The 19,679-nt window shown below is 54.4% G+C and carries 17 protein-coding genes; 10 read left to right on the top strand and 7 right to left on the bottom strand.

Features of this window, described 5'->3' with window-relative positions; genetic code table 11:
- Window positions 1-32 precede the first annotated feature (32 nt).
- Window positions 33-1,055 carry a L,D-transpeptidase gene (locus KIS77_22320; GenBank protein ID MCW5925069.1) on the bottom strand — a complete coding sequence of 341 codons (1,023 nt, stop codon included), beginning with the start codon at window positions 1,053-1,055 and terminating at the stop codon, window positions 33-35.
- Between the two features lie 19 nt (window positions 1,056-1,074).
- Window positions 1,075-1,905 (bottom strand): universal stress protein, encoded by an 831-nt coding sequence (locus KIS77_22315; protein ID MCW5925068.1) that lies wholly within the window; start codon window positions 1,903-1,905, stop codon window positions 1,075-1,077.
- Between the two features lie 128 nt (window positions 1,906-2,033).
- Here KIS77_22315 and KIS77_22310 point away from each other — a divergent pair, with 128 nt between their 5' ends.
- A complete protein-coding gene (locus tag KIS77_22310; GenBank protein MCW5925067.1) occupies window positions 2,034-3,314 on the top strand; it encodes an MgtC/SapB family protein in 1,281 nt (426 codons plus the stop codon).
- Window positions 3,315-3,537: 223 nt separating this feature from the next.
- On the opposite strand, the gene KIS77_22305 is transcribed toward KIS77_22310, so the two are convergent.
- Complete coding sequence (locus KIS77_22305) at window positions 3,538-5,943, bottom strand: choice-of-anchor B family protein (protein MCW5925066.1); 2,406 nt, start codon at window positions 5,941-5,943, stop codon at window positions 3,538-3,540.
- Between the two features lie 256 nt (window positions 5,944-6,199).
- Between KIS77_22305 and KIS77_22300 the strand changes: the two genes are divergently transcribed.
- The 5 genes from KIS77_22300 to KIS77_22280 all read left to right on the top strand — a co-directional run bounded on the left by KIS77_22300 (window position 6,200) and on the right by KIS77_22280 (window position 11,466).
- Window positions 6,200-6,649: a hypothetical protein gene (locus tag KIS77_22300; protein ID MCW5925065.1), complete on the top strand. Its 450-nt coding sequence runs from the start codon at window positions 6,200-6,202 to the stop codon at window positions 6,647-6,649.
- A gap of 222 nt (window positions 6,650-6,871) precedes the next feature.
- Window positions 6,872-7,435, top strand: a complete 564-nt coding sequence (locus KIS77_22295) for a hypothetical protein (GenBank protein ID MCW5925064.1) — start codon at window positions 6,872-6,874, stop codon at window positions 7,433-7,435.
- A 405-nt stretch (window positions 7,436-7,840) separates the two neighbouring features.
- Window positions 7,841-8,947, top strand: a complete 1,107-nt coding sequence (locus KIS77_22290) for a hypothetical protein (GenBank protein MCW5925063.1) — start codon at window positions 7,841-7,843, stop codon at window positions 8,945-8,947.
- A gap of 123 nt (window positions 8,948-9,070) precedes the next feature.
- On the top strand, window positions 9,071-10,180 hold the full coding sequence (locus tag KIS77_22285) for an SRPBCC family protein (GenBank protein ID MCW5925062.1): 1,110 nt from the start codon (window positions 9,071-9,073) through the stop codon (window positions 10,178-10,180).
- Between the two features lie 188 nt (window positions 10,181-10,368).
- Window positions 10,369-11,466, top strand: coding sequence for a VIT1/CCC1 transporter family protein (locus KIS77_22280; GenBank protein MCW5925061.1), 1,098 nt, complete (start codon window positions 10,369-10,371; stop codon window positions 11,464-11,466).
- 74 nt (window positions 11,467-11,540) lie between these two features.
- Here the strand turns inward: KIS77_22280 and KIS77_22275 are convergent, their stop codons facing one another.
- Together KIS77_22275 and KIS77_22270 are read right to left on the bottom strand one after the other, a co-directional pair.
- On the bottom strand, window positions 11,541-12,845 hold the full coding sequence (locus KIS77_22275) for a hypothetical protein (GenBank protein ID MCW5925060.1): 1,305 nt from the start codon (window positions 12,843-12,845) through the stop codon (window positions 11,541-11,543).
- Window positions 12,846-12,930: 85 nt separating this feature from the next.
- Window positions 12,931-13,374 carry a hypothetical protein gene (locus KIS77_22270; GenBank protein MCW5925059.1) on the bottom strand — a complete coding sequence of 148 codons (444 nt, stop codon included), beginning with the start codon at window positions 13,372-13,374 and terminating at the stop codon, window positions 12,931-12,933.
- Window positions 13,375-13,752: 378 nt separating this feature from the next.
- On the opposite strand from KIS77_22270, the gene KIS77_22265 reads away from it, so the two are divergent.
- Both KIS77_22265 and KIS77_22260 read left to right on the top strand, forming a co-directional pair.
- Entirely contained in the window at window positions 13,753-14,937 is a 1,185-nt protein-coding gene (locus KIS77_22265) for an MFS transporter (protein MCW5925058.1), read from the top strand.
- A 241-nt stretch (window positions 14,938-15,178) separates the two neighbouring features.
- Window positions 15,179-15,919, top strand: a complete 741-nt coding sequence (locus KIS77_22260) for an SDR family oxidoreductase (GenBank protein MCW5925057.1) — start codon at window positions 15,179-15,181, stop codon at window positions 15,917-15,919.
- 84 nt (window positions 15,920-16,003) lie between these two features.
- On the opposite strand, the gene KIS77_22255 is transcribed toward KIS77_22260, so the two are convergent.
- Both KIS77_22255 and KIS77_22250 read right to left on the bottom strand, forming a co-directional pair.
- On the bottom strand, window positions 16,004-16,804 hold the full coding sequence (locus KIS77_22255; protein ID MCW5925056.1) for a hypothetical protein: 801 nt from the start codon (window positions 16,802-16,804) through the stop codon (window positions 16,004-16,006).
- Window positions 16,805-16,995: 191 nt separating this feature from the next.
- Window positions 16,996-17,424, bottom strand: coding sequence for a CBS domain-containing protein (locus KIS77_22250; protein MCW5925055.1), 429 nt, complete (start codon window positions 17,422-17,424; stop codon window positions 16,996-16,998).
- 148 nt (window positions 17,425-17,572) lie between these two features.
- Between KIS77_22250 and KIS77_22245 the strand changes: the two genes are divergently transcribed.
- Together KIS77_22245 and KIS77_22240 are read left to right on the top strand one after the other, a co-directional pair.
- Entirely contained in the window at window positions 17,573-18,547 is a 975-nt protein-coding gene (locus KIS77_22245; protein MCW5925054.1) for a hypothetical protein, read from the top strand.
- 37 nt (window positions 18,548-18,584) lie between these two features.
- Window positions 18,585-19,607: a hypothetical protein gene (locus tag KIS77_22240; protein ID MCW5925053.1), complete on the top strand. Its 1,023-nt coding sequence runs from the start codon at window positions 18,585-18,587 to the stop codon at window positions 19,605-19,607.
- Window positions 19,608-19,679 lie beyond the last annotated feature (72 nt).

Here is a 19,679-nt window from a genome sequence, read left to right as displayed (position 1 = left end):
GCAGGGCATCAGGCAGCTTTGGAAACGGTTTCTTACTCCCCACACCAACATCCGTTGTTGCCGCCCAGCACCGGAAACAACGCTGCTTGTGTCGTCGAGGGTTTGGCGCCGCCTTTCCGATAGCGATACACGTCTTCGTAGCGGAGGGTGTCGCCCGTTGTGAGGGTTTCCATCAAATCGTAGCGCACCACCACTTTTGTCCCAATGGGGGCATAGTAGTAAACACGCCAGGCGTCGGCTTCTTTTAGGCCGATGCAGCCATTGGAGGCGGCTTTGCCGAGCGTGCTGGGGTTGGTGGTGGGGTGAATCATTTGCCCATGGCGGATGCCGTTGATGGAGGGTTCTATCCATGGGATGAGCGGCATTCGGGTGGTGCGGCGGTCGTCGCGGCGGGTATATTTGAATTCCTTTCCCGTCACAGGGTCGAGAAAAAGCGGGTCGCGGCTGATGCGGACGATTTCGCCGGTGCCGGTGCGTGTGCGCAAGTCCACCAGATTGCCTGCTAGCGCCAAGAACTTTTTTTGGTTTTTGCCGACTCGCACGGGGAAGGTGTGGAGCACGCTGTCACCTTCCACGATGCGCAGTTGAAAAGAGGGGATGTTGATGTCGAGGTAGGTGGCCTGCATTCGGTGGAGCAAGTTCGCCGCCGTTTTTTCGCCGGGGAGGTAGAGGGTGTCGCCGGGCCGAAGGGCAAGCATTTGGCGTTGGTCATAGACAAAACTGTCGCGCTCCATCATGCGATAGTAGTCGGTGTTTTCCAAAGTATCTATCAGCCACGCATTGGCGCGCACGAGGAGATGCTCGGTGAGCGGGTACGGCACGAGGGAGTCGTACTGTTGCACGATGGCATCCATGAATTTGAAATAGGCGCCGATGTTGACTGCCTTTGTCACGGGAATGGCCAAAAGTGGCGGCTCCGCGGTGTCAGGTTGTGCCGTTAGCGCCAGTGTATCCGTCGGGAGGGCGGCGGGTTCGTCCTTGTTGCGAGACTTGTGTTTGCAATAAGTTCCGAACACTAGAAGGAGTGCCGCAGCGATGCCGAGCCAATTTTTCATCGTCGTGCAAAATAGAGCGTTATAGAGGGTTTTCGGCCAAAGCAAGCAAGGGGATGGTGGTTTGCAAGGCGACGCTCAGGGTGTCGCTTTTTCCGAAGAGATATTGCCACACGGGGTGGTGTCGCGGAATCATGGCCAATATGTCGGCATTGCTTTCGCGGATGCTTTCGAGGATGCTCGCGCGCACCTCTGCTGTTTCCTCGAAAGTGTAGATGTGCTGGATTTTTTCAAAATGCTGCTCAAGGTTGCTGGGGCGCGCTGGCTTGGGCGCGGTGGAGGGGACTGTCGGCTCCACCACCGTGAACACTTCGATGGCGGCGCCAAAGGCGGTGGCGATGTCTTTCAGCGGCTTCACGGTGGCTTCCAACCCCACCCACGGATTGTCGCAAGCAAAGAGCAGGCGTTTGGGCGGGCTGAAACGCGCATTTTTGGGTACGATCAGCAGTGGGAATTTTCCCTGACGCATCACCTCGAACGTCGTGCTGCCCATGAGTATGTTGAGGGCAGGATTGGAGCCGCGCAGCCCCATCACCACCAAATCGCCGTTTTCGCGCTGCGCGATTTCCTGCAAATGATACGACACCGAACCTGCCTGACTGATGCACTTCACCTCAATGGGATACTGTCGCTCCAGTTCCCGTTTGATTTCCTGCAAGGTCGCTCTATCGCTGGTCTGTATTTCATCAATGTATTTTTCGACCTCGTAGGGCACATCGGTCGTGATGATGGGGTAGGCAAATGCGTGATAGAGCACCAGCCGCGCCCCTGTGGCTTGCGCCAGCGCGGCGGCATAGTGCATGGCATTGTTGGCGTTGTCGGAATAGTCGGTAGGCACGATGATGTTCTGCATGTGTCAAGTTTTTTTGTTTGGTGGCAAAATTAAGGGCGCCCGGGCGGGCCTGCCCAAACACCCGTCACCCAAGCGGGTGATTTTTGTCAGCGACGCGAGTTGAAAACATTGATACTTTTGGGCGAATTATGGATTGGCTTGATTCTCTGAACACGGTGCTGACCCCCTTTTTCATCGGTTTGCTGGTGGCGGCGGGGGTGGGCCTCATCATCGGGTTGGAACGCGAGTTCAACACGCACGACAAGCCGGGGCATCTGGGCGGCATCCGCACCTTTGCCCTCGTCGCCGTGTTGGGCTATGTGACGGCGTGGGTAGCCGCGCAGAACTATATGTCGGTGCTAATCTGTGTGCTGGCGGGCTTTTTTTTGTTGGTAGCGGTGGCTTACCACAAGCAGGCGATGGAGGGCAACATGGGCTTGACCACGGAGGTGGCGCTGCTCGTGACGCTCGTGTTGGGGGTGGCCATCGCAGCAGGCTATATGCGGGAGGCGCTGGCGGTGGTGGTGCTCACCACGCTGATACTTTCGCTGAAAGAGCAGCTGCACGGCATCATCCGGCGCATCACACAGGAGGAGCTGTTCGCCTTCATCAAGTTTATCGTGTTGGCGCTGCTCATCCTGCCTTTATTGCCTGATGAACCATTTGGGCCAGCGGGTTTGCTCAACTTGCGCGACATGGGGTGGATAGTGGTGTTGGTGCTGTCCATCAGTTTTGCGGGTTATTTGATGCTGAAATTTGGCAGCCCCCACAAGGGGATTATGCTGACTGCCGTGCTCGGCGGATTGTTTTCTTCCACCCTGATAGCGTGGGTTTTTTCTGCGAGAAGCCGTGAGCGAAAAGATGTGGCACCGGCCTTCGGCGCGGGTATTGTGTTGGCCTCCACCATCATGTTCGTTCGGGTATTCATGCTGACCACCGTGTTCCATTATCCGGTGGCATGGATGCTGTTTCCGGCGCTGTTGCTTATGTTGTTGGTCAGCCTGTTGCCCAGCTGGAATTTGTTGCGCAACCGCAGCATGGAAAGCGAGACCCCACAACTTGAACCGGGCAACCCGCTGGACATCAAAAACGCTGTCTTTTTCGTGCTGCTCTACATTGGCGTCACCCTGCTCATGTTTGGTTCGAGACAATGGTTGGGCACTACCCTCACATATCTTTCTGGCGCGTTGGCGGGCATTGCCGACATGGATGCCATCACTATTAGCACCTCCAAATGGGCCGCTGCCACGCCCGACTCGAACCGCCAAGCGGCCATCATCATCTTGTTGGCCGTGATGTCCAATTCGGTTTTCAAACTTTTGGTCAGTGTGTTCAACGGGGCTGCGGAATTGCGCCGCCCGGTGTTGCTGGGCTTTGGGTTGGTGTTGTTGGTGGGGGTGGTTTTTCTGACGTATTGGCTGATAGGGTGAGTTTGAACTTTGACAGGATTTACAAGATTTACAGGTTTTGTGCCCATTTGCGGAGGGGTGCATTTCAAATTGTCGCGTGCAAATCGGAGCGCTGTTCCGAGATATGCCGGAATTGCTTCCCGGCGCACAAAAGCAACAACATGAAATACACCCTTTTGGGAGAAATAACCTGTGAACCCCGTAAATCCTGTCGAGGAAAAAATTGCTTGCGAAGCATCTTTTCTCAATGCACCTTCACGACCCGAACGCTTTTGCTCACTTGGCCATTTTGCTCCAAACGGGCAAAATAGACACCGGGCTGCAACTTGTGCCCCACCACGATGGCTCCTTCCCCACCTGCAAGCGACTCGGACTCGACCAAGCGCCCGAACAAGTCGTACAAATTGAGCAGCTGCTCTCCGCTATTGGGTGAGTTGTACTCGATAAGCACTTGGTCTCGAAAAGGGTTGGGGCGTGCGAGCATGGTGGCCTCGAGCAACGGCTCGTCGGTGCCGACGGGATTGCCTTCCTGAATCCAGAAGAAATCGAACGCCGCTTCGTAGGAATCGAACCCTTGATAGGCGGGGTTGTCGAAACATTCGATGCGAACGCGCATACTGTCGGTGATGCTGATGTGGGGTTTGAGGCGCTCGTTGATGACCCGCCAGTTGGTCAGGGTGCCGGGGTAGGTCAACATCAATTTTTCCTCAATACCGTTGCTCACATAGACGCGGATGGAATCGAGCGACTGCTGGTCTTGCGTGAAGTTTGTGAAAAACAATACACCTCTCATTTTTGGGTCGTTGTAGGTCGTCAGGTCCATCGGCGGGGATATGAGGTTCATCGTGCCACTTTCCACGTCGTCTTCGTCCACGGCAGCGGAGGCATTTCCCGTGATGTAGCATTTGTGGCCTATGTCGCTGTTCCAATCGGTATTGGGCACCAATACGATGCCGACGTTGATGCCAAGCGGCACGCCGATTTCCCAGATGCCTTCGGTGGAGGTGCCGCTCACTTCCCACCCGTAGTCGAAGACGAAATCGTCGCGGTAGCCTCTGTCGAGTTCGAGGCTGTAGGTCTGGTCGGCTTGCAGGTTTTGGTTGTTCCTTGTCGCGTAGTTGTATCCCCACGCGCCTGCCACCACCGTGTAGTTTCCGTAGAATATGCCCGGCAAGACGAATTGGCCATTGCCGTCCGCGATAGTCTCAAATTCAATTTGGTTGTTGAGCGCGGCCACATGCGCATAAGGCACTGCCCATCCGGTGGCGGCATCAAGCACATTGCCACTAATGGTGGCGGTGGGCGCTGGGGTGAGCGCAAAATCCAGCAATGTCACCTCGCCTTCTTTCAGCACAGCGGTGACGGTGATGGGGTCGAAACCCAACTTGCTGACCCTCACCTGTACCGAACCGGGGGTGGCTTGGCCGAGAGTATATTGGCCTGCAAGCGAGGTGGATTCTTTCGCCGCACTGCCCAGTATCTCCACCAAGGCGTTGCTGATTGGCATCCCGTCGAGCGCATTGGTCACTTCTCCTTCCAAATAGCAAGCCCGTTGGTAGGTGGGAGTCAGCACCCAAAGCTCCCCGCCACTGTTGTTGGGGCCGTGTATGTGGGTAGCGACGAGGTGGCCGGAAGGCAAATAGGGATAGACCCCCCAACAGCCGATGAACCCGCTGCCCGTCAGCGTGGGCGCGTTGTCGTACCAGCCGACTTGCACCAAATTATTGGGACGCGTGATGTCCACGATGCTGACCCCGTCGGAATACCACGACGTGATGGCGTAATTTTCCAGCACATGCGTATTGTGCACGATAGAGTTGGAGCCGGGATTGGCCTGTATCTTGTCCAGCAGCTTGATGTCTTCCGGGTCGCTCACATCGAAAGAGGCCAGATAGGAATCGCTCACCTCGTCGGTGGTGAACACATAGCGGCGGTCTTGCGACAGCCAAGTGTTGTGTGTGAAACTATTGGGTGTCGGATGTGCCCCGAGCAAGTTGGGGCTTGCCTTGTTGGTCATGTCAACAATGGCAAAAATACCAAAGTAAATATGGGACGCATAGAGCGTGTCATTGTCTACCCAGCCATCATGGACATATCCGAACAGGTCGTATTTCCCAACGAACGTGGGGTGGTAAGGGTCGGCGTTCAGGTCGAGCACCACCGCGCCACCATTGAACAAATTGGTGCCGTACAAATAAGCATACCCTTTGGTGGTGTCAATGTGCAGCGCGTGGATAGTGTTCAACTGGCCGGCAATGGCGCCATCACCGGTGTAGGAATGGTAATCGAGCGTAGGCGACGGCAGGTCACTGAGGTCAATAATCTGAAGTCCTTGTCCGCCTTCGGTGGTGACGTAGGCAAAATGCTTGTAAGTCTTCACCTCTCTCCAAAAATTGTCGGGGCCAGGCACCTGCACGATTTTCACGGGATTGTCGGGGTCGGTGACATCCACGATGCCAAGCCCTTTGGAGGCGCCGACGAGCGCATATTCCCGACCGCCGCCAGCCCACCCGCCTACATTGGCGCAGGTCTGGCCGGGGTAGTTGATTCGGGAGCGATAAGTGATGTTGAAATCTTGAGCTTGCAGCGCGCCCAGCAAATTGCACAGCAATAGGGCGACCGACCATCGGATGGTTGTTGTCATAGCCATAATAGAAAAGTTGTTTTTGTCAGAGACCTGTTTTTGCTCTGGATGAATGCGACCCCAATCACGGCCTTTGGTTGCATATAGGCTTAAAAATTTCGACCGACAATCGTTTTTGCAAGGTATATGTTATTGCAAGGTAGGTCGTCCTGCCGCCCCCCATCTCGTTGCTTGGCCGATAAAAGTCAGCGCGGGCACTAACCCTTGTCATTCAGTCAGCCTCCTCGACACGAATAGTTTTGTCCCCGAAACGCACATACTGATGGCACGACCTCTTGCTTTTTACCCGCTTTTTCTGCTTTTGCTGCTGCTGGGCATCAGCGCCGCATTTGGCGGGTGGGTTTTGATGACCCAACCCGAAATCTTCAGAATGCCGCCCGAGTGGTTGAGTCAATCCCCATTTGGCAGTTTTTTCCTGCCGGGCCTCATCCTGTTTGTTTTCAATGGCCTATTCCCACTTTTTGCGGCGGCGGGTTTGTTGCTGAAACCCAACTGGTCTTGGGCCAATATCTTCAACATCTATCGCGACAAACATTGGGGCTGGACGTATTCGCTGTTTTCCGGCATCATCATCATTATTTGGATAACCGTGCAAATCACCATGGTGGCAAGCTCGTGGCTCCAACCCGCTTACCTCGCCGTGGGGCTGCTCATTTTGATTTTTACGCTCTGGCCAAGCACCATGCGTCACTATCAAATTTTTGAAAAATGAAAAACAATCACTTCCGCACCGCCTATTCACTCTCGTGGCTCATCGTCGTGCTGGCGGTCGTTGCGTCGTTGGGCGGCTTGTTCATTGGCAACCTCTACCGCGACAGCGATTTTATCAAAAACGCTTGGTTTACCAACGACTGGGTGACTTTGGTGGTGGCATCGCCCGCCTTGTCGGTAGCGATGCAATGGGCGCGGCGCTCAACGGGCGCAATTGATATGGATGGGCCTGCTGCTCTATATGCTCTACAACTACGCCTTTTACCTGTTTGGGGCAGCCTTCAATGCGTTTTTCCTGCTTTATGTGGCGCTCTTCACCCTCTCGGCTTATGCGCTCATCTTTGGATTGTCCCGATTGGACGCGGACGCTATTGCCAGCCATTTTAGCGGACATAAAACGCTCCCGTGGATTGTCTTGTTCCTCGTTTTCCTTGCTGCGCCCTTGCTTCTCATAGAGGGCGGGCAAAGCATCCGATTCGTCTTCACGGGCATAGTGCCCGAGGCACCGAGCCTGATTTTCGCGTTGGATTTGTCGTTCGTGGTGCCCGCCACCATCTTGGCCGCCGTGTGGCTTTGGCAGCGCAAGGCATGGGGCTTCGTGCTCGGTGCCATGATGCTCGTGAAAGGCACCACCTACGGACTGGTGTTGAGCACGGCAGCCCTGCGGCTGGTGCTGACCGACGCGCCCCAAAAAGACGAATTTCTGCCATTCTACCTCTTTGTCGCCATCGGCAGCACGGTGAGTCTTACAGTCTTGCTATGGCACCTGAAACCCAACAAACAGTAACAACAAGCAACAAACAACGAACAACAAACAACGAACAACCACCAACAAACAACGAACAACCACCAACAAACAACAAACAACAAACAACCACCAACAAACAACAAACAACGAACAACCACCAACAAACAACAAATAACGAACAACAAACAACGAACAACGAACAACAAACAACCACCAACAAACAACGAACAACGAACAACAAACAACAAACAACCACCAACAAACAACAAACAACGAACAACAAACAACGAACAACAAACAACCACCAACAAACAACGAACAACCACCAACGAACAACAAACAACCACCAACGAACAACAAACAACCACCAACAAACAACGAACAACAAACAACCACCAACAAACAACGAACAACAAACAACGAACAACGAACAACGAACAACCTATGCGCCTCCTCTTTGCTCTTATCCTTCTCATTCACGGCCTAATCCACTTAATGGGTTTTGCAAAAGCCTTCAAATTGGCCGACGTGCCGCAGCTCGCGGGCAGTTTTTCCAAAACATCAGGCGTGCTATGGCTCGTTGTCGCCTTGCTGTTTATCGCCTCCGTGTTGTTTTTATTTTTGAAAAAAGACTGGTGGTGGATGGTGGCCGTTCCGGCAGTTCTGCTCTCGCAAATCCTGATTTTCACCCAATGGCGCGATGCCAAATTTGGAACCTTGGCCAATATCATTGCCCTCGCAGGCATCGTGCTTGCTTACGGGAGCTGGAGTTTCAACACAATGGTCAAGAAGGAATTAGCCGCGTTTTTCCCAAAAGAAATTTCTGCAAGAACGATTTTAACAAAGGAAACGCTCGCGCCCTTGCCGCCAGTGGTGCAGCGGTGGCTCGAGCGCTCTGGTGTCGTTGGCAAAGAACTTGTCCAAATCGCGCATTTGAAACAAACGGGCGAGATGAAAACCAAGCCCGACGGCAGCTGGATTCCCTTCGAGGCCGAGCAATGGAACACTTTGGACAAGCCGGGTTTCATCTGGACGACCCAAATACAAGCCGCGCCGGGCATGACGCTCGCCGGACGCGACAAATATGTGGACGGGCGCGGCAATATGCTCATCAAACTGCTGTCGCTCTATCCCATCGCCGACGCGAAAGGCCCCGAGACCGACCAAGGGACGATGCTGCGCAATCTGGCCGAAATATGCTGGTGGCCGTCCGCAGCGTTGAGCGAGCAGATTCAATGGGAACAGCTGGATACCCTATCCGCCAAAGCTACCATGACTTTCGGCGGCATCACGGCATCGGGCATTTTTAGGTTCAATGTCGAGGGCGACATGGCGAGTTTTGAGGCAAAACGCTACTACGACCGCAAAGAAGGCGCAACGCTGGAAGACTGGCTCGTAGTCAACAAAGGCTACCGCGAGTTCGGCGGCGTTCGGGTGCCTTACAAAAGCGAGATAACGTGGAAATTGAAAGACGGCGATTTCACTTGGCTGAAATTGGAAATCGCGGACATTCAATACAATGAGTCTGCCACGAAGGCGCAAAGGCGCTAAGAGGATGCCTTGTTATACGTCGGAACAGCCTTCCGATGCCTCCCGGAACAGTACTTGTGACCCTCAGACACCCCTTTAAAAAACTTCGCGCCTTAGTGCCTTCGTGGCTAAAAATCTTTCACCATGCGCAGCATCCAACACTACCTGCCCAACCCCCGCCACACCGAAATCAACCGGATTTTTGTGAAAGCCAAACCCGAAGTCGCTTGGCAAGCCGCCCGCCATTTCGACGCCGCCGAGATGCCCTGGGTGCGGCTGTTGTTCGACATTCGCGCCATTCCAGATTGGTTGAAAGGCAAAAAAAGAACGGAAGAAGACCGCAGCGTCAGCGTGGACCAAGTGGCGCGGCGAGGCACTGGCTTTATGATTTTGGAAGAAATTCCGAGCCGCGAGGTGGTGGTAGGCTCAGTCGGCCAATTCTGGCATTTGAACATTCCTTTCGCTTCGGTGAAGCCTTCCGACTTCCGCGATTTCAACGAGCCGGGTTGGGGCAAATTGGCTTGGGCGATTTCGGTCGAGCCTTTCGGCGAGGGCAGCACCGTCTGCCTCGAATTGCGCACTACCGCCACCGACGACGAGAGTTGGGCACACCTCGAACGCTACTACGCCGTCATCGGCCTCGGCTCAAAGCCGATTCGCAGCGCGGCCATGTCGCATTTGCAGGCTGAACTTGGCAAAATGAAACTGCCCGACGAGGAGGAAATCGCACTGCCCGGCGACGACCGCATCCCCGAAGCCCGGCACCAAATGACCCACTCTTTGGACATTGAAGCCCCCCCCTCCATCGTGTGGCGCTACCTGATGCAGCTGGGCTGCGACCGGGGCGGCTGGTACAGCATTGATATATTGGACAATGGCGGCAAGCCCAGCGTTGACCACCTCGTGGAAGGCTGGGAAACGCGAAAAGTGGGCGACAAGCTGGCTGCCACGCCCGCGCGGGATGGCTTTTTCGATGTGTATGCTGTCGGGCAAGCGCAACATTTTGTCATCGGCGGCGAATACGAGCAAAGTATGTTCGGGGGCGGCCCTTTCAAGATGTCTTGGGCATTCGTGTTGCAACCCATTGGCCTTGACGCGACGCGCCTCCTCACCCGTGTGCGAGGGGCATTGGCACCGAAATGGGCCGATTGGCTGATGGGCAACGTAATTTACCCGCCCGTTCACGCCGTCATGCAGACGGCGGAGTTGAAAAACATAAAAAGACTGGCGGAAAGGGACGCGCAAGCGCGTTAGAAAATCTAAGAGGCTGTTTTAAAACCCCTCACCGGGCGGGAAGACCCATCTTTTGGTGCCATCCATCGGCTATTTTTGGCGAATATGCCCCGATATTAGTCAAAAAATGACCCTTGATTATCCCCAAAATCTGAGCCTTCCCACCCCGGCAGGGGTTTTAAAACAGCCTCTAAAAAAAACAGCATTTTATGAAAAACAAATCGCTCGAAAACCTTCAAACCGAGATTGACACGGCGTGGCTCTACGACAAAGTAGCGGAACACGAAGACAACCCTGACATAGCCAACATATTCAGAGGTCTGGCTGAAATCGAACGCAGCCATGCGCAGCATTTTTTGAAACAAAACCCCGGCGTCGCAATGCCCAACCCATCGTGGCGCGCCCGCACGCTCAATTGGGTGGGCAAAGTGTTCGGCTACGATTATTTGCTCGGCGTGTTGGTGGAAACTGAAAAAAGCATCGCCAGCGCAGTCGTCGCAGCCAAAAACCAGCGTCAAGCCCCCGTTTCCGGCACGGAGACGAATCATGTGAAAATCCTGCAGTCGCTGTTGCAAACGAAAGGCCGCGTCTCCGGCGAAAAACTTTCCAAACTCGAAGGAAAGCACAAAACAGTGGGCGGCAACGCACTGCGCGCGGCGGTGCTGGGCGGCAACGACGGCCTCGTGTCCAACATGAGCCTTGTCATGGGCGTGGCAGGTGCCACGGGCGGCTCGGGCGTGCTGCTGGCAGGGGTGGCGGGTTTGTTGGCGGGTGCGCTTTCCATGGCGCTCGGCGAATGGATTTCGGTGAAAAGCTCGCAGGAGCTTTACGAACGCCAAATGGCGCTCGAGCAGGAAGAAATCGAGATGAGTCCCGAAGCGGAAAAGAAGGAATTGGCGCTCATCTACAGGGCAAAAGGCATTTCGGAAGCGGAGGCATGGAGACTGGCCGAAACGACCATCGCCGATAAAGCGCACGCACATGAAGTGTTGGTGAAAGAAGAATTGGGCATCAATGCAGAAGAGTTGCAAGGCTCTGCTTGGGAAGCGGCGCTGTCTTCGTTTCTGTTGTTCGCAGTGGGAGCGATACTGCCTGTGTTGCCATTCTTCTTTGAAAGCGGAACCATCGCAATAGCGTGGAGCCTGATATTGAGCGCGTTGGGGTTGTTCCTCATAGGCGCGGCCATCACGCTGTTCACAGGCAAAAGCGTGTGGTACTCGGGCTTTCGCCAAGTGCTTTTCGGGCTGGCGGCGGCAGCGGTCACGTTTTTTATCGGGAAGCTGATTGGGGTTTCCATTGCAGGGTGAAACGCCGTTTCGACGGTATCGGGGCATGTGGTTTTTTCAGTGTTCTTTTTTTTGAGCGTGCGCGACATTCGGGGCTACTTCTCAAACTCGATGACATACTCCGAGCAGTATTTCCCCAAGTCGGAATACTTGAAAAACAGCCGCGCCCGCTTGCCGAGGCGCAGGCAGGTGTGCTTGTTGGCGATGTCTTCCGGCGTGTTCATGGGCTGGAGCGAAGGGTACCAAATCGTGTGGCCGGGTTTGCTGAACAGCAGTTGCGGCGGTGTCCAGTCTTGCGAATTATTGCCAGTGCCGAGGTCTTGGTGCGGGTTGAAGGAAATATAGACGCTACTGCCAACCCATGACTGGCCTACGACTTTTCCCATGAGCATCACCCAGCAATTGAGGTAAGTATTCCAGCTCACCGAAGGTCCCCAATGGAAGCCGCCCGACGGCGACGAGGCGGGGCCGCCGCCTTGCGCGCGGGGAATCTGCAACGATGCGATGGGCTTGCCCACGCTGTCCCAAGGCGCGTTGAAGCCATCGCCGTCCCAGCGTTTGGCCTTGCCTTGCGGGTTGTCGAGGTCGCCGAGCGCGATGCGGGCGACGCTGATGCATTGGCCGCTCCATTCGGTGTCGGGGTTGTAAGTGGCTGCGTCATAAGTGCCGGGGTAGCCGTATTCGCCGTAAAACAAATAAAGATAATCGCCCACCGCTACTGCGGAAGGGTCGCCCACGCCGCCCGCGAAAGTTTTGGAAGTGTTGTGCGGTTTGAGAATCATGCGCGGCTGCTTGTCCTCTATGAATAGCCCTTTGTTCTCCCAGCTCCAGCCACCGTCGGTGGATTTCATGATGCCGATGCGACACACTGCCGCAGGCGTGATGCGTTCCGTGAGGCCGAGTGGCCAGTCTTTGTCAATGTAGCCTTCGCCAGTGGCGGGGTCGTAGGGCAGTGTTTCGGGGTAGTTTTCATTGTGATAAACGGCGTAGAGCGTGCGGCCACTCGCGTCTTTGGCATCCTGATAAACAGTTTCAAACCACACAGCCCCGTGCAGGCCGGGCTGCCCGACGGGCGCGTTTTTCGGCAGGCGCGGCGCGATGTAGGCCGATGCGGGATTGCTGAAAGCCTCGTCGGCGTGACGGCCGCTGGAGAATTTGAGTTCGTTGGAAAAACCCCACACAGGGTCTTCGCCGTATTTGCCGGGAAAAATGCGGAAGGTGTCGCCCACCCAAGCCTCCGCCATGTTGCAGTCCACGAAGTTGTTGAACCGGAAGGTGTCGGTCTGTATGAGTTGGAAGCGAGGGGGGGTGAAAGTTGCTTTGGCGGGTTTGCCCGCAGGCTGGCAGCTGGCAGCGAGCAGGGCTATCAGTAGTAGGGGGCAGAAGATATTGTTTGTCATGCGCTTAAAAAAAGTAAAACGAACGCAGACAAAGGTAGGAATCCGTTTGTGAAACCATGAGAGGTTTTGCAGACGCGCCACAGAATTAGACCTCTTCTTTTTCCTTGTGGTACTTCTCGGGATTTTGGAAAAAGTCCCTCATAAGTGCCACCATTTGGTTTTGCGTGATGTAGTCCGATGGAAACGCTCCCAGCAGCCTCGGTTTGCAATGCTTGATATTTTCTATTTCTTTTTTCAAGCCTAATTTAGCCTCAGCCGGGCCAAAAATCACAATATCTTTCGCCTCAGAGTTGACGTGTTCCAGTATCTGTTTGAAATAGCGGTGTTCTTCGTGCTTTGCCCGCTCGAGGTTGGTGTCGTCGGGCGGTGAGTACTGCGGCCCCCACGGCGATTTAGAGCGCGAGCCGCCTTTAGTGGCCGGGTGTGTCACTGTCGAATGTATGTGCTTCACGGCAGCATTGCCCTCCTCATCGAAGGCAATAATGTAAGCGTCTTTGAAGTCGAGCCAAATGCCAGTCTGATATTTCATAGTTTGGAAGGAATTTGAATTTTGTTGTTCCAAAATTCGCCCTCTTCGAATATCAATTTACAGAACTTTGCTCACCGGTGGACGTGACTTTTATCATAAAACGCTCCTGATTTGCCAACCCATGCAAATTGGGAGTTTTAGCCTTGCTTAGTGTTTTTTCACCAAGCAGAAGCGGCGGAGTGAGGGGGGGCTTGGCATATAGCGAGGAGTGCGCTTGGTGAGAACGCTAATCGCGGCGGGAACCACTCAAAATCTGACACTTTCACACAAATATACCTCGCACCGCCAAGTTTTGGGCACGGCCCAACGCGCAATCTGCTAAAAATCAAGAACATCAATCATGGGCATCTGACAAATCCTAACGAATCAAGGTATAAAATGCAACGTCCGACCATCATCACCCGCAACATCTGGATGCTTTCGCTTGTCAGTCTTTTCACTGACATGGCCAGCGAAATGCTTTATCCGGTCATGCCTGTCTATCTCAAAAGCATTGGGTTTTCCATTGTGCTTATCGGGGTGCTGGAAGGGGTGGCAGAGGCAACCGCTGGGTTGAGCAAAGGCTATTTTGGCAAGCTCAGCGACACGACTGGCCGACGGCTGCCGTTCGTGCAACTTGGCTATGCGCTCAGTGCCATCTCTAAGCCCATGCTGGCCGCGTTCGTGTACCCGCTGTGGGTGTTTTTCGCGCGCACCCTCGACCGCTTGGGCAAAGGGATTCGCACGGGTGCCCGCGATGCCCTGCTCTCGGATGAGGCCACGCCTGCCACAAAAGGTCGGGTTTTTGGCCTTCATCGCTCTATGGACACGCTTGGCGCGGTGGTGGGGCCGCTGCTGGCCTTGCTTTTTTTGCATTTCTATCCCGGGCAATACGCTTTGCTTTTCCTGCTGGCCTTTGTGCCGGGCTTGCTTGCGGTGGCGCTGACGATGCTCATTCGGGAGCAGCCAAAAGCGAGACGAGAAGGCGCAGCGGCCAAGCCGGGTTTCTGGGATTTTGCGCGTTATTGGAAAAACAGCTCGACGCAGTATCGCCGACTCACGGGCGGCTTGCTGGTATTTGCCCTGTTCAACAGCTCGGATGTGTTCCTGCTGCTGAAAATCAAGGAGGCTGGCTGGAGCGACGCGACCGTGCTCGGGGTGTATATTTTCTACAATATCGTGTATGCGCTCGCCGCCTATCCTTTGGGTGTCGTGGCTGACCGGTTGGGCATGAAGCGGGTGTTCGTGGGTGGGTTGTTGCTGTTTGCCACCGTGTATGCGGGCATGGCGTTCGCTTCTGCCCAGCCCGTTTTTCTCGCGCTTTTTTTCCTCTACGGCATATATGCGGCGGCTACGGAAGGGGTGGCGAAAGCATGGCTCACCAATATCTGCGAGCGCAAGGACACGGCTACTGCCATCGGCGCCTACACCGCGTTTCAGAGCATCTGCGCCCTATTGGCCAGTAGCATGATTGGTGTGATTTGGTATGCTGTGGGGCCTGCGGCGGCCTTTTTGGTCAGCGCCGTGGCGGCGGCATTGGTGGCGGTTTATTTGAGTCGTCTCCAACATCAGCCGAACGGCTGACCTGCGTCATTGGTGACGGGTGTTGCCTAACTCGATTTTTGCAGCACGTTTTTTTCATAAAAATCGTAAAAACTTAGGCAGGGCAGCAGACATTGAATTTTTGACAGGATTTACAGGTTGAATGAAGTGGCTTCGCCGCCAAAAATCCTGTAAATCTTGTAAATCCCGTCAAAACCTGTAGGCTTGTCAACCGAGCCTTATGCGCCTGGTGCTGCCTAAGTTTTTACAAAAAATCAAAACTATGAAAGGCAAATCAGTCATCGTCACAGGCGCTGCCTCCGGCATCGGACAAGCAACCGCCGAACTGTTTGCCCGCGAAGGCGCGCGGGTGGTTGTTTCTGACATTCATGAGGCGCAAGGCCAATCGGTGGCTGCGCGTATTCGTGCCAAAGGGGGCGAGGCGATGTTCGTCCGGGCCGATGTTTCCAAACCTTCGGATATGGAAAAATTGGTGGGGGAAACCATCAAAGCCTATGGGCGGCTCGATGTGGCGGTGAATAACGCGGGCATTTCCGGGGAGCAAAGCCCCATAGCCGATTTGAGCATCGAGGGTTGGGAGCAGGTCATCCGCGTCAACCTGAGCGGTGTTTTTTACGGCATGAAATACCAGATTGCGGCGATGCTAAAAAACGGCGGCGGCAGCATTGTGAATGTTTCGTCCATCCTCGGCGCGGTGGGTTTTGCGGGCGCGTCGGCGTATGTGTCGGCCAAACACGGGCTGCTGGGGCTGACCCAAACGGCGGCTCTTGAGTATTCGGCGCAAAATATCCGCGTCAACGTGGTCGGGCCAGCGTTCATTGACACGCCCTTGTTGAGTGCGTTGGACGAGGAAATGAAAAAGGTGGTCGTGTCGCTCCATCCCATCGGGCGATTGGGCCGCAGCGAAGAGGTGGCGGAATTGATTGTGTGGCTGGGCAGCGACAAGTCTTCGTTCGTGTCGGGGAGTTATCACCCGATTGATGGGGGGTATTTGTCGCGGTGAAACGATTTACGATTTACGATTTGGGATTTACGATTTGGGATTTACGATTTGGGATTTACGATTTGGGATTTACGATTTGGACAGTTATTGGTAGAAAAACTCGATGGTGCGGTAGGGGTTGCTCATTTTGATGGGTAAGCCGTCCGCATCGTACTCATATTCGCTGTGGATGGGGGAAGGGTCGTAATCGGCACAATCCCAATGCACGATTTGGTTGAATATGGGGTTGTGGACGGAGTGGTGGCCCGGATAAATTTTGTGCAAGCCAATCAGGTAGTATGGGCTGTAGGTGTCGGCATATTCTGCTACCTCCAACCGATGTTCGAGGTTGGTGTCGTTGTAGAAATCCTGTGTTTTGAGGATGTTGCCACAATCATCCACGGTGAAAACGGTCTTGTCGTTGCCGCCTTCCAGCCACGTTTTTTCCAAGAAGCCCTGGGCGTTCCACTCAAAATGATTGATGGAGCTCCAATTTTGCAAGGTGCCGTCCACAGCGTAGTAGGAGGTTTGGAATTTCACGACTTGCCCATTTTGGTAGTGATAATGGGTCTCGCTGGCTATGTTCTGTGGTTTGCCCCAGTAATAGACAAGTCTTTTGTCCACCTCTCCGGTGGGGGCGTAGAGAATTTTCACGGCGATATTGTCTGAAAAGATGCTGTCCACGCGATTTTGGGCATCGAAAAAGTATTCCGCCGTTCTGACATCGGGCGATAGGTTTGTGCCCCAATAGTAGAGGGTGGTCACTGTTTTTTTGAGGCGCTTGGAAAACTGCTGCTGGAGGCAAGTATCCTGCACTTTTTGCGGCTCGGCAGGGATGTTTTCTTTTTGACAGGCAACCGCCCACATCAGGAGGCAAATGGCAAAAGGCAAGATTTTTTCGTTCATGGCAGAGGATGTTTGTAGAGAAAAAACGTGTTGGCAAAGTTAAATGTCTGTCGCGCGGCAAACGACGCGGGCAGCGTTTTTTTTTGCAAAAACGCCCAAAATAGCGTGCGCCTCTCGAATCCTCGTTTGGCGGCAAAACTCAACGCGAAACTTTTGGCACAAAACCTTGCGGCAGGTTTCGGGAAGTCGCATCACGCTCCATCCTCCATCTTTTCCAAAAAATATCGAATCAAGTCGGTGGTCGTCACGATGCCGACCACTGCGCCGCCATCCACGACGGGCAGGGCGTGAAACTCGCGGTTGGCGAGCATTTCGGCAGCCTCGCGCACGGTGAAGTCGGGCATGATGACCTCCGGGTTCGATTTCATGACGTGGCGGATGCCGAGCATCCTGAAAATCGCCACGTCCGCCTCGGCCTCCAAAGCGCCGAAATGGTCCGAAAAACTCAGGCGCATCAAATCGGTCAGGCTAAGGATGCCGACCAACTTGCCTTTCTTCGTGACGGGCAAATGGCGGATGTGATGTTGTTGCATGAGGGTCTGTGCCCTTTCGAGCGGTTCGTGGATTTCGACGGTGACCACGTTGCGGGTCATCAGGTTGGCGATAGGTTCGTTCTTCATATTTCGTGTTTTTGCAAAAGTCAGCCGCCCCCCGCTTCTTTGAGAATGACGCTCGTCAGCCGCGATGGTAATTTTGGCGATATTTGAGCCGACTATGAAAACACGATTTTCTCGCTCCCTTTTTTACTGTTGTCTGCTAATAGGCCTCGTGACTGCCTCGACTGGCTTTCTTGACTCATCAGGTGGCTTGCCACCCGACAAAGCACCGTCGCCGTCAGCGCCCCTCGCGCCGCCACAATGGGAACTGGTGCTGACAGAATCGGAGTGGCTGGGGCCAAACATCATCCGCATACCTTTCACCCTGACTGGCACGCTCATCACCGTGCGGGCACGGGTAGATACCGTGGAGGGCAATTTTTTCTTCGATACGGGTGCCAGTGGCCTCCTGCTCAACTATCGGTATTTTGGGCAAGGACGAGGCGCTTTGCTGACGGACGGCGGCGGCGTGACAGGCAAGGTGCGGGTGCTGGGCGCGTCGCGGGTGGACACGTTTCAACTCGACAACCTCTTGCAAGCCAATGTGGGAGCGGAGTTGATAGACTTTACGCACATCGAAAATGCCAAGCGGATAGATTTGGTCGGCTTGATTGGCTATGCGGTTTTTCAGGATTTTGAGGTACTGTTCGACTACGAGGCTTCGCTGTTGGTGCTGATTCGCACAAACAACAACGGCGACCCGCTGGAGCCGCTGCCCCGCTGGGAATACCAACCGCTGGGCAATGCGCCCATCAAGACAGAGGGGCACGTCGCCGCCGTTTGGCTCAAATTCGGCTCCAAGCAGGAAAAACTCTTTGCGCTGGATTCCGGCGCAGAACAAAACCTATTGAGCACCGCCGCCGGAAAGCGTTTTTTGAAAGAAAATTTTGAAATAAGAAAACGGGTGAAGCTGCGTGGCACGGGCAACCAAAGCATAGAGGTGCTGAGCGGCGTGCTGCAAAATGCCCAATTGGACACTTTTCAATGGCGCCCCATGGCCACCTTGCTGACCAACATGAGCGAAATCAACGCCGCTTACCAAATCAACGTGGATGGTATGCTCGGCTATGAGTTTTTGTCGCAACGCCCCACCAGCATCAATTACCGAAAACGACGCTTGACTTTTTATGCGAAGGTGCGTCCATAGGCAATCATCCCACTATATCAGTGTCAAAATGCACAATATGCGATTTAATACATTGGCAAATGCCCCGTGTGTCTTCCCGCGGCAGGCTTGGAAGGCTTCGGGTATGAGAAAAAGCGTGGCGGTATGCCTGTTCGCAACAATCTCCTGCTTGGCGACGGCACAGATTGATACCGCCAAAAGCAAATACGGCACTTATTATTTTGAAGGCGAGGATGTCGTGTTCGAGTTCGACCGACGTGCCTACGAGGCTGCCGTCCGCGCTTCCGACAGCACGGGGATTGATTTTGCCGACCTCAATATCTTGGAAGTGGCCGTCACGGGGGCATTCAACAACTGGTCGAAAGAAGGCTGGACGATGCAGCGCGTGGACGAATATCGCTACCGGCTGCGCAAAAACCTCAAAGACTTCAAAGACGCGCCCAATTGGCAGTTCAAGTTTCTCATCAACGGGACACATTGGGTGGCTCCCGACTCTATTTTGAAAAAACAGGGCATCATCGGTTGGTACGACATCAAAAACCCGAATGCGCCCGCTCCCCCTTCTGGCGACACGGGCAATGTGTCGTTCAAACTAAAAGGCTACACAAAAAACAAAAAAGTCATCCTGACGGGCACTTTCAACAATTGGGACGAGGAGGCCATCCAAATGAAGCGCGTGGCCGATGGCTGGGAAATGCACCTGACATTAGCACCGGGTGTGTACGAGTATAAATTCATTGTGGATGGAAAATGGATGGAAGACCCCGCCAACCCTGAAAAAAGACGCAATCAGTACAGTACACTCAACTCTGTTTTGCGCGTCACCAAAATGGTGCGGTTCGAACTGCAAGGATTCGACGATGCGCGGCAGGTGATACTCTCCGGCAATTTTAATGATTGGGATATAAATGCCCTAAAAATGCGCAGGACGGAACTGGGCTGGAAAATCGAAATCCCGCTCGTGGGCGGCAAGCACCTCTATAAATTCATCGTGGACGGCAAATGGATGCTCGACCCCGCCAACCCGCGCACCGAAACGACCTGGGACGGCTTTGAAAACTCGGTGCTTTTTGTGCGGTGATGCTTTTCTTTTTTGGGGGGGGGGGGGGGGGGGGGGGGGGGGGGGGGGGGGGGGGGGGGGGGGGGGGGGGGG

Source organism: Saprospiraceae bacterium, assembly GCA_026129545.1.
Taxonomy (GTDB): Bacteria; Bacteroidota; Bacteroidia; order Chitinophagales; family Saprospiraceae; genus M3007.
The sequence above is the reverse complement of the archived record's forward strand: the minus strand, read 5'-3'. Positions and strand labels throughout refer to the sequence as shown.

Excerpts from the sequence above, each read along its gene's own strand:
- KIS77_22320 (MCW5925069.1), bottom strand. The coding sequence starts at position 1,055 with ATGAAAAATTGGCTCGGCATCGCTGCGGCACTCCTTCTAGTGTTCGGA.
- KIS77_22315 (MCW5925068.1), bottom strand. The coding sequence starts at position 1,905 with ATGCAGAACATCATCGTGCCTACCGACTATTCCGACAACGCCAACAAT.
- KIS77_22310 (MCW5925067.1), top strand. The coding sequence starts at position 2,034 with ATGGATTGGCTTGATTCTCTGAACACGGTGCTGACCCCCTTTTTCATC.
- KIS77_22305 (MCW5925066.1), bottom strand. The coding sequence starts at position 5,943 with ATGGCTATGACAACAACCATCCGATGGTCGGTCGCCCTATTGCTGTGC.
- KIS77_22300 (MCW5925065.1), top strand. The coding sequence starts at position 6,200 with ATGGCACGACCTCTTGCTTTTTACCCGCTTTTTCTGCTTTTGCTGCTG.
- KIS77_22295 (MCW5925064.1), top strand. The coding sequence starts at position 6,872 with ATGGGCCTGCTGCTCTATATGCTCTACAACTACGCCTTTTACCTGTTT.
- KIS77_22290 (MCW5925063.1), top strand. The coding sequence starts at position 7,841 with ATGCGCCTCCTCTTTGCTCTTATCCTTCTCATTCACGGCCTAATCCAC.
- KIS77_22285 (MCW5925062.1), top strand. The coding sequence starts at position 9,071 with ATGCGCAGCATCCAACACTACCTGCCCAACCCCCGCCACACCGAAATC.
- KIS77_22280 (MCW5925061.1), top strand. The coding sequence starts at position 10,369 with ATGAAAAACAAATCGCTCGAAAACCTTCAAACCGAGATTGACACGGCG.
- KIS77_22275 (MCW5925060.1), bottom strand. The coding sequence starts at position 12,845 with ATGACAAACAATATCTTCTGCCCCCTACTACTGATAGCCCTGCTCGCT.
- KIS77_22270 (MCW5925059.1), bottom strand. The coding sequence starts at position 13,374 with ATGAAATATCAGACTGGCATTTGGCTCGACTTCAAAGACGCTTACATT.
- KIS77_22265 (MCW5925058.1), top strand. The coding sequence starts at position 13,753 with ATGCAACGTCCGACCATCATCACCCGCAACATCTGGATGCTTTCGCTT.
- KIS77_22260 (MCW5925057.1), top strand. The coding sequence starts at position 15,179 with ATGAAAGGCAAATCAGTCATCGTCACAGGCGCTGCCTCCGGCATCGGA.
- KIS77_22255 (MCW5925056.1), bottom strand. The coding sequence starts at position 16,804 with ATGAACGAAAAAATCTTGCCTTTTGCCATTTGCCTCCTGATGTGGGCG.
- KIS77_22250 (MCW5925055.1), bottom strand. The coding sequence starts at position 17,424 with ATGAAGAACGAACCTATCGCCAACCTGATGACCCGCAACGTGGTCACC.
- KIS77_22240 (MCW5925053.1), top strand. The coding sequence starts at position 18,585 with ATGCGATTTAATACATTGGCAAATGCCCCGTGTGTCTTCCCGCGGCAG.